Origin of the sequence: Acinetobacter sp. ACNIH3, assembly GCF_002918965.1 — a bacterium.
Classification (GTDB): Bacteria; Pseudomonadota; Gammaproteobacteria; order Pseudomonadales; family Moraxellaceae; genus Acinetobacter; species Acinetobacter schindleri.
In genome coordinates, this window is record NZ_PQLP01000067.1 from 1 (window position 1) to 9,577 (window position 9,577).

The window sequence follows — 9,577 nt, forward strand, 5'->3', positions numbered from 1 at the left end:
TTTGTGCCATTTTTCTTTATACTGTCACTTAGGCAGGCTGGACACTTGATTTCTAGAGTTATTCGCATTTCTCTATTTTATCAAAATCCAACCTGCTTTTTTTCAGCATACTTTTTGAAACACCACCAAAAGTTTTACTTCTGGGCCGAGTGTATGGGACGGCGCCATCACGACCATTGATACGGTAGAAAGTTCGATATAGGACGTGACTCCAGTTGAACAAACCCAGGGGGTGCAGCAGGTGCAGGTGGTTGGGCAGCAAGCCAGTACCACTGAAACGGCAATGCAGTGGGGCGCGAGGATCTTTCATCCCTTGGCCACAGTCGGGATTGTTTTTCTGTTTGTGGTACTGATTTTACTCAGTCGCAAAGACTTGCATGACCGTTTGTTGAAATTGCTGGGCGGCAATTTAAACGTCGGTACAGATGCACTGGATGATGCCGCAGACCGGATTGGAACCTATTTGCGGATGCAGTTGTTGGTGAATGTCACTTTCGGTATTCCCATGGCGGTGGGCTTATGGCTGATTGGTGTGCCTGCTGCGATTATGTGGGGAATTGTCGCGATCGGAATGCGCTTTTTACCCTATGTCGGACCCATGATCTCGGCCTTATTTCCCATTACCTTGGCATTTGCGGTTGATCCGGGCTGGAATATGGTGCTCTGGACCATTGGGCTGATTCTGTTACTCGAGCTGATTAGTAACAATGTGATTGAACCGTGGTTGTATGGCGAAAGTACCGGTCTTTCCACTTTGGCGATTATTCTTGCGGCGACATTCTGGACTACGCTATGGGGGGCTGCTGGACTGATTCTCTCGACGCCATTGACGGCGTGTTTATTGGTATTGGCTCACTATATTCCGGCATTGGGATTTATCAAAACCCTGATTGGTAGCGAACCGGTACTGACGCCACCGGAACGCTTTTACCAGCGCCTGGTTGCCGATGAAGTAGAGGATGCCCTTGAAGTTGCCCAGGATTATATTCAACAGAAATTGCCGAAAAAGCCCAGTGAGGAAGTCGTCGTTCGTAAGGTCAATGCCTTTTATGACGACGTTGCCATTCCCGCCATTCGTTTGTTTTCGCAAGGACATAGTACCGAAGCCAGTGCCGAGCACCGTTTAAGAATGCATCAGGGCTTAAAGTTGTTTAATCATGATTTCCAGCAAAAGTACCCAGCTCCAAATACAGCTGGTCCTGCGCAAGTGGTGTGCTTGGGGGCGCGTTGGGAAATTGATGTATGGGCATCTTCCATGTTGGCCCATGGTTTAAACTTAAGAAAAATTGCCGCGCAAAGCCATAATGAAGTACTGATTCAATCAAAAATGGATGTGCTTGAATCCTTGCCAGAAAATACTCAGATGCTTTGCATTTCCATGTTTTATCGGCAGCCTTTGGCACAAATTCGCTTGTTGAATCATCGCATCCGTAAACGTCTGCCGAATATTAAAATTATTTTTGCCACCTGGGGCAATGTCAGCGATGAATTGCGGGACGAGATTCAAAACCGTTTTCAACCGGATGCCGTGGTATCCACGGTGAATGAATTGATGCTGAGCATTGATGCGCTGATGCTACAACAAGGTAAAAATCCTGCACGTGAATTGCTTGCGGAAAATGAACCGGAACGTTTGGCGGCCTTGCATGAACTGCAATTGCTTCAACCTGAAACTTTACTGATTTATCAGCAGTATATTGAAGAAGCCTGCCAGGCATTTAACGTGAAATATGCGCAAATTTCCCTGGTTGATGAAAAATGGGTGAATACCCCAGCCAGCCCGCTGGCAGATGAAAATCAAAATCCGATAGAGGCACGCATTCCCCGGGAAGAATCCATTTGTACCCATCTGGTTCATCAGAATGAAGCACTGATTATTGAGGATATAGACCGAGATCCGCGTTTTACCCATAACCCGGAGTTAAACAGAAATAAAATCAAATTTTATGCCGGTGTACCTTTACGTACTAAACAAGGTCTGGTGTTAGGCAGCTTTTGTGTTCTGGATAAGCAAATTCGGCAGATGAGCGAAGATGATCTGGTGTTATTAAACCAGCTTGCAGACGATTTAATTCAGACACTGACGAGTGACAAGGCGCAAACCCAAAAGCTAGAGGAAATTGCCAAGTTACAACAAGCCAAGGGTGGCTCTCTTCAGGATTTTTTAAGCTAAAAAAAGGCTAAAAGCGAAAACAAAACTCATCTTCCTGGAAAATGAGCTGGATCTCCCGACGAAGCATAAGCATGAAACTTGCAAAGTTAAATCACTTTTCAATTTTTGACGTGCTCTATTTTTTCACCTCATCGGTCTTTGACTCGGTCTGCATGTCGTATTTACCAAAGACCCTCAAAGCATTAACCAATGAATTAACTTGTAAAGCGAACTCCTTGTTAGATTAATACAAAAAATTCAGTGCAATTGATCCATATTCAAAAAATCAAAAGGAAGCAAGTATGAGTGCGAATTATGTGAACTATCGTCCCGAAGTAGAGCAAAAACAGGAAAATGAAGAAGAGGATATTCTGCATATTACAGAACAGATGGCACAGACCAATAACCAGGTTTTTGACCGGCACCGTCATGCGGTTCGTGATGCACATGCAAAATCCCATGGTTTCTTAAAAGGCATTTTGACCGTTCCTGAAAATTTGCCGGCTCATTTGGCTCAAGGGATTTTTGCTCATCCGGGCTATTATGACGTGATGGTACGTCTATCGGCTGCGCCCGGCGATCTGCATAGCGATAAAACTCCGGCTCCGCATGGTTTCGCCCTTAAAATTTTAAATGTGCCGGGACAGCGCTTATTGCCGAATGATCCAAGCGATGGTCATCATCAGGATTTTCTGATGGTCAATATTCCGGTGCTGACTTTTGGAACAGTGCGTAAATATAAGCAAATGCTGCCTTTTATTACGGAAGCAGAACAGGCGCCTGAACCGGTTATGCGTAGCTTGCGTCAGGTGATGCGCGGCGTAGATTATCTGGTAAATCGCGCAGGCTTTCCCGCACCTGCAAGCTTAAAAGGTCTGGCGCGTAGCCAGCATCATGTATTGGGCGAAACCTATCATAGTATGGCAGCGCTTCGTTATGGCGATTATATTGCCAAAATCAGTGTCGCACCCGAATCTGACTCGGTGAAGAAACTCACCGGTATCCAGATGCAAATCAATGATGATTCCGCTATTCGTGACATCGTCCGGGATTTCTTTCAGAAGAATACGGCAGATTATGTGATTCGTGCGCAGCTATGTACCGATTTGAGGACTATGCCCGTCGAGGATGCGGCTGTGCTGTGGAAAGAACAGGAATCACCGCATCAGGTCATTGGTCATTTGCACTTTCCCCAACAGGATACTTTCAGTCCGGCACGTCGGGTGTATTCCGATGACGTGCTGTCTTTTAACCCTTGGCATGGCGTGACAGAACATCAGCCATTGGGTTCCATTATGCGGGTGCGTATGCAGGCATATGAACGTTCATCGTCTTTTAGGCATCGCATGAATACCCAGCCGCGTACAGAACCGCATCAGATTGATGACATGCCGGATTAAGGGGTTTATGTTCGGATGCCAGAATTAAATTAAAGCTATCTGCTTGAGCACAGCTGTTTTTAATGTAGAAATATTCTGGAAGCTGTTGAGCATTTTTCAGTAGAGCTAAATGCAGTGAAAATCCACTCTGAATGTCATACCAAAGCCATACAGAGCCAGGAATCAACAGCAGTAGACTTAAGCACACAAAACAACAAAAAGTGAGAAAAACAAATGCCCAGTACAGTCAAACTTCACCGTGTATTCACTGCACCCCCAGAACGGGTGTTTAGAGCCTTTACAGATCCTGATGCCTTGGTGAAATGGATGGCGCCGCATGGTTTTACCGCCAAAGTCCATCATCTTGATGCGAAAGTGGGAGGCAGCTATAAAATGTCCTTTAGCAATTTTACCACCGGTACCAGCCAGTCTTTTGGCGGAACCTATCATGAAATTATGCCTAACCAGTTGTTGCGCTATACCGACCAGTTCGACGACCCAAACTTACCCGGTCAAATTGACGTCACGATTCAGCTCCACCCGGTTTTTGTGGGCACGGAAGTGCATATCACCCAATCGGGTATTCCAGATGTGATTCCGGCAGAGGCCTGTTATCTGGGATGGCAGGAATCCTTGCAATTGCTGACTTTATTGGTCAATGCCGAAATTCCAGATCAATAAATAGATGACCCATGCAAATTCAAATCAAGCGTGCCTATGCCGAAGTTTTAGCGTCAGATGGTAAACGGATTCTGGTCGATCGACTTTGGCCCAGAGGCATCAAAAAGCAGGATGCTCAAATTGATATGTGGCCCAATGAAATCACGCCCTCGACTGAACTGCGCAAATGGTACGCGCAGGATCCTGAACATTGGGAGATATTTCAACAGCGCTATACAGCGGAACTTGTTCAGCAAGCCAAGACATTGCAGCAAATTCGGAAGATCGCTGAGCAGGAACAAGTCACTTTAATTACTGCAGCCAAGAGCATAGATTATAACCATGTGATTGTACTGAAACAGCTTTTGGAACAAGGCTGATCTTTATCTTGTCTGCTTTTATTCCATGGAATAAGTAGGGTTTTAAGCAAGAGATTGACTTGTAAAATGCTATAGTAGAGTTTTTGGTGGTGTTTTAAAAAGTATGCTGACATTAAATGAAGCCATTATTGATGTAAAAGAAGGTTAAGTCGAAGGCTTTAAAATGGTTTTCAAGCTTTTTGGAGAAATTACAACTTCTTCTAAAACCACGCCTTATTCGATGCCTTATTTTGCAATTATTACCTTCAATTCCTACAGTAAAAAACTTACCAATACTTTGCTTGCAGTTTTTAAAAGCAGTGATGAAACTATCCCAATGATCACTTGCAATTCGGGTGTAGTGAATACCTAATTGTTTAAGCTTTGTCTTCAACCTTTGGACTGTAGCTAAATCTCTCTTACCCCAAACATAAGCAACAATCTCACCTGTTTCTCGATGGTAGGCGTAAATAAGCCATTGTTTATTATTTTTATTTCCAACAAAAGTCCAGAATTCATCTACTTCGAGAGATTCATAATGACTTTGTTTAGGCTGAATTTGATAGGCCGATTCAGTTAAAGTCCGTAAGACTTTACCGATACTAATGCGCTCAACTTCAGCGATATCTCGTATACCGCTGCCTCTGACCATTAACTGTAATATTTTACGAGTAATGCCAGAATTACATCCTAGATAGCTCAGAGCATGGTCACCAATAAACTGACGTTTGCAGTCTTTGCATTGGTAGTTTTGTTTCCCATCTACTTTGATGCCATTTTTCTTTATACTGTCACTGAGGCAGGTTGGACATTTGATTTCTAGAGTTATTTGCATTTCTCTATTTTATCAAAATTCAACCTGCTTTTTTTTAGCATACTTTTTGATACACCACCGACATTTTTATTGGTGAGAATATAGACACTTTAAATGGGTTCTAACATTTTAGATTCGTATAACGTGTATTATGTTAATTTTAGAGAAACTCATAAATGAATATAATAATTTGATTAAAATCCATTCTCTAAAATTCGGATATCAACACCAAGAACATCATCTTTTATCTTAAAGTGATGTTCTTGCATATGTACGGTTGCAAGGTGGGAATCTAAATGCTTGATACTTTTCCATTTTTCCAACATAACGACTGTATTTTTCAATGGCGCCTGATAAGACGCATGACTCTCATGATTAATAAGTAATTCGTAACCAAAACAACCATCTTCTTCAAGCACTGTTGGTGTGATCTCCTTGAATGAATTGATTACATGTTGCAGATGCTCTGAACCGGGTTCTATTTTAATTTCAGCAATAATTGTTAACATCATTTACCTCTATATCACTGATGCAGGAAAATTACGGATCAAATGTTGGCGATAGTCATCTTTTATTTGTGGTACGTTTGGTGCTTTGATGACGTCATGAGCAATAAATGTTGACATGCTTTGCATACCAAGAAACTCATTGGCTTTTCGAAAAGGCAAATAAACCCCATCTACACCTCTCCCCTCAAAAAATTGTTTTGGATCAGTGAATGCTTCAGCAGGTGCATTCCAAGTTAATGACAGCATAAATTTTTTGCCATGCATTAAACCTCCCGAACCATATTTTTTAGAAGTATCCGAACGTGAACGACCATCATTTGCGTATATATGACCATGACCTTCAGTAAATACATCATCAATATATTTTTTTACTGTCCATGGTGCACCCATCCACCAGCCTGGCATTTGATAAATAATAGCATCAGCCCAAAGATATTTTTTTACCTCCTCTTTTGGATCAAAAGCACTATCAGCACGCGTAACTTTAACTTTATGACCTAATTCGGTTAATACTTCTTCTGCTAAAATTGTCAAGGTATCATTCAATTCACCATTAGAATGGGCAAAAGTTTTAGCACCATTGATAATTAAAATATTATTCATCTTCATCCCAAATTAAATAGAGAAGTACAATATAAATTTAAGATCCATCAACATAAATGCAATTATTAACAAAACATTATTGATTAATTGTTAATAATTAAAATTGATATATAATTAAAAATTATTTTTTATTAATGATTTACTTAGATATGAAATCTACATTTGATGAACTTTTAGTATTTGTTACGATCGCTGATTGTGGCTCTATAGTGAAAACAGCAGAACAATTAAATCAAACAACATCTGCTATCAGTCGCACATTACAACGCCTCGAAAAAAAATTAAATGTTAAATTAATCGAACGTACAACCCGTAGCCTTAACCTTACCTATGATGGAAAAATTTTTTTAGAAAGAGCAAGAAAATTACTTTCTGATTTGAATGAAGCTGAAGAGTTGTTAATTAATCCAGGTACTGAACCTACAGGCTTAATTAAAATAGATTCAGCAACACCGTTTGTATTGCATGTAATTATTCCATTAATACCAGAGTTTATAGAACGATATCCAAAGATCAGTATTGAACTAACTAGTCATGATCATGTAATTGATTTATTAGAGCATAAAATAGATGTTGCTATACGATTTGGTGATCTAGAAGATTCAAGTCTCTATGCAAAATTATTATATAAAAGTCGTTTGTATATCGTTGCTAGCGCTGAATATCTCAAAAAAAATAACTTACCAAAATCTATTATTGAGTTAAATCAACATAGATTATTAGGATTTAGCCATCCTTTGCATTTAAATAATTGGCCAATTTATATAAATGATCAACTATATAAAACTTCACCATCTATTACAGCTTCTAATGGCGAAAGTGTTCGTCAACTTGCTTTACAAGGCGTAGGAATCGCTTGTCTCTCTGAATTTTTAATTTTAAAGGATATAAACGAAGGTAAATTAATTGCTTTATTTGAAGATGAAATAAAAATTCATGAGCAAAAAATCCATGCTGTCTATTACAAAAAAAATTATATACCTAAGAGAGTTAGATTATTTATTGATTATTTATATGAAAAATTACAACAGCTTAATTAATTTTAAATGGATTTTTCAAACCAAAGTTTGAAAAATATCTAATTTTTTAGGCATATTTTAGTTGAATAATGTTTGAAATAAATCTCCATTTAACATAATGGTTGTTATGCGAAGTCGACTTGTTAGAACCCATTTAAAGTGTCTATATTCTCACCAATAAAAATGTCTGGTTTATGATGGTTTTTATCACCATGGACGGGATATAAAATATAGATGCTGATCACTATGTCGGATAAAGAACTTAAACGATTGTCGGTTTTGCAGGAAATCTGCGATCAACGCATAACTCAATCCCAGGCTGCTCAGCTACTTCTACTTCATATTTCAGAATGTCAGGTCAGACGCTTACTGCAGAAATACAAAGTTCAAGGTCCAGCTGCATTAGCCCATACGGGTCGTGGCCAAACCAGCAATTCCAGGCTTTCTGAAGAACTCAGACTCAAGTGCCTCAATATTGTTTCTGATCAACTGCATGGTTTCGGACCAACCTTGGCGCATGAAAAGCTTATTCAACAGGAGTTATGGTTCATTCTGACCAAGGCAGTCAGTACTGTAGTCGTGCTTTTAGAGCGCTATTATTGACGAATAACTGTATTCAAAGTATGTCACGCAGTCTTGCGCAGTACACTGCTCATGTTGGGACAATGCAGTGACTGAAAGCTTCTTTCATACATTGAAAGGTCATGTAATCCATGGCAGTGTGTTTGCCACTCGAAAAGAAGCGAATGCTGTCTTGTTTGACTATATCGAGATTTATTACAATCGAATCAGAATACATTCTGCAAATGGCTGGTTAAGTCCTGAAGCCTTTGAACAAAAATATTGTAAGAATTTAGAGGGATCGAATGTCCACAATACTGTCTAGGATCAGATAAAGGATTCTGCATCTGAAAAAAGGCCTTTAGCTTAATTCTGAGCTTCGACTAATGACAAAATATAAGACTTCTACCTCTGAAAATTATAAAAAATCAATTTTTTTGATTTTTAAAGAATGAGGATATAGTATTTGTAAAATTACTTAGCTGCTTAAAACTTAATTCTAATTGGTTAATAGGTGAAAAATGAAATTAGCAGAAGCTCTCTTACTTCGAAGTGATCAACAAAAAAAAATTATTTCACTAAAACAACGTATCAATGCAAATGTATTGGTACAAGATGGTGATAAACCATCTGAAGATCCAAATGAACTACTAAAACAAGTATTTGCTTTAATTCAAGAATTTCAAAAATTAAGTTATGCAATTCATGAAACTAATGCTTTAACAAAATTAAATGATGGTCGTTCTTTACTTGCTTTATTGACTTTGCGTGATGAATTTGTAGAACAGCACAAAACCCTAACTGCAGCAATAAGTAATACATCTCGTGAATCTGATCGTTATAGTACGCGGGAAATAAAGTGGCATAAAGTTATTCCAGTTTCATCACTACAAAAACAAGCTGATGATATTAGTCTTAAATTACGTGATTTAAATGTGGTGATTCAGTCGAGTAATTGGAAAATTGATTTGATTGATGCCTAATAGTCCTTTAGATATAATCAAGTTGAACATACTGGGCGAGTACAAGATCCCTTACTTCCACAACATAGGATTGTAAATAAAGTGTAGTGGCTTGCAAAGCAAGTGGATAAGCTTAAAATTTTAAGTACAAATCAATCCATCACTTGGCATAACTCAAATCTTTGTGCGAACAAAGTTACATGTTACTTATAACTACCATGTACTGACAGTATGTTCACCTCAATTACTAAAAATAAAGAAATGAGCAAGCACCAGCTCAACTACATTTCTATTTTTAATTCGGTTCGGCTTTGTTGCATAACGAGCTGAAAGACAGATTTTGAAAACAGCAGATTCAAATCACAAGTTGAACCGTACCGGGTTCGTCGGAGACTTTTTTATTTAAGTTAGGCCACTTGACCTAACGGGTTAATGTAAGCATCCGCTGAACGCCATCGCCAAGTTTTAACGGGGTTCAGGTTTCCAGCGGTGAGGTAGTAATTCTTCTATTTGGGGCACTTTATGTGTTGGCAACCTTTTCAGCACATCACTTAAATAG

The 9,577-nt window shown here is 39.4% G+C and carries 9 protein-coding genes and 2 pseudogenes; 8 read left to right on the plus strand and 3 right to left on the minus strand.

The window, feature by feature from the left end; genetic code table 11:
- Positions 1-205: 205 nt before the first annotated feature.
- From C3420_RS15585 to C3420_RS15600, 4 genes are all read left to right on the plus strand, one after another.
- Positions 206-2,173, plus strand: coding sequence for an AI-2E family transporter (locus C3420_RS15585; protein WP_004782579.1), 1,968 nt, complete (start codon positions 206-208; stop codon positions 2,171-2,173).
- A gap of 281 nt (positions 2,174-2,454) precedes the next feature.
- Positions 2,455-3,552 carry a catalase family protein gene (locus C3420_RS15590; protein WP_004782578.1) on the plus strand — a complete coding sequence of 366 codons (1,098 nt, stop codon included), beginning with the start codon at positions 2,455-2,457 and terminating at the stop codon, positions 3,550-3,552.
- A gap of 213 nt (positions 3,553-3,765) precedes the next feature.
- On the plus strand, positions 3,766-4,212 hold the full coding sequence (locus C3420_RS15595) for an SRPBCC family protein (RefSeq protein ID WP_004281784.1): 447 nt from the start codon (positions 3,766-3,768) through the stop codon (positions 4,210-4,212).
- An 11-nt stretch (positions 4,213-4,223) separates the two neighbouring features.
- Positions 4,224-4,571 (plus strand): DUF488 domain-containing protein, encoded by a 348-nt coding sequence (locus tag C3420_RS15600; protein WP_103801045.1) that lies wholly within the window; start codon positions 4,224-4,226, stop codon positions 4,569-4,571.
- Positions 4,572-4,683: 112 nt separating this feature from the next.
- Here the strand turns inward: C3420_RS15600 and C3420_RS15605 are convergent, their stop codons facing one another.
- From C3420_RS15605 to C3420_RS15620, 3 genes are all read right to left on the minus strand, one after another.
- On the minus strand, positions 4,684-5,385 hold the full coding sequence (locus C3420_RS15605; protein WP_004282344.1) for an IS1 family transposase: 702 nt from the start codon (positions 5,383-5,385) through the stop codon (positions 4,684-4,686).
- A gap of 173 nt (positions 5,386-5,558) precedes the next feature.
- Complete coding sequence (locus tag C3420_RS15615) at positions 5,559-5,873, minus strand: putative quinol monooxygenase (protein ID WP_004281786.1); 315 nt, start codon at positions 5,871-5,873, stop codon at positions 5,559-5,561.
- A gap of 9 nt (positions 5,874-5,882) precedes the next feature.
- Positions 5,883-6,476: an NAD(P)H-dependent oxidoreductase gene (locus tag C3420_RS15620; protein WP_005100727.1), complete on the minus strand. Its 594-nt coding sequence runs from the start codon at positions 6,474-6,476 to the stop codon at positions 5,883-5,885.
- A gap of 149 nt (positions 6,477-6,625) precedes the next feature.
- Between C3420_RS15620 and C3420_RS15625 the strand changes: the two genes are divergently transcribed.
- The 4 genes and pseudogenes from C3420_RS15625 (at position 6,626) to C3420_RS15640 (ending at position 9,039) form a co-directional block, all read left to right on the plus strand.
- Positions 6,626-7,516, plus strand: a complete 891-nt coding sequence (locus tag C3420_RS15625) for a LysR family transcriptional regulator (RefSeq protein WP_004281790.1) — start codon at positions 6,626-6,628, stop codon at positions 7,514-7,516.
- A gap of 225 nt (positions 7,517-7,741) precedes the next feature.
- Positions 7,742-8,023, plus strand: a pseudogene (locus tag C3420_RS15630) (helix-turn-helix domain-containing protein); the annotation flags it as partial.
- Positions 8,017-8,381: pseudogene (locus C3420_RS15635) on the plus strand (IS3 family transposase); the annotation flags it as partial. The pseudogenes C3420_RS15630 and C3420_RS15635, both read left to right, overlap by 7 nt.
- Before the next feature lie 196 nt (positions 8,382-8,577).
- Positions 8,578-9,039: a DIP1984 family protein gene (locus C3420_RS15640; protein WP_004281794.1), complete on the plus strand. Its 462-nt coding sequence runs from the start codon at positions 8,578-8,580 to the stop codon at positions 9,037-9,039.
- Positions 9,040-9,577: the final 538 nt, after the last annotated feature.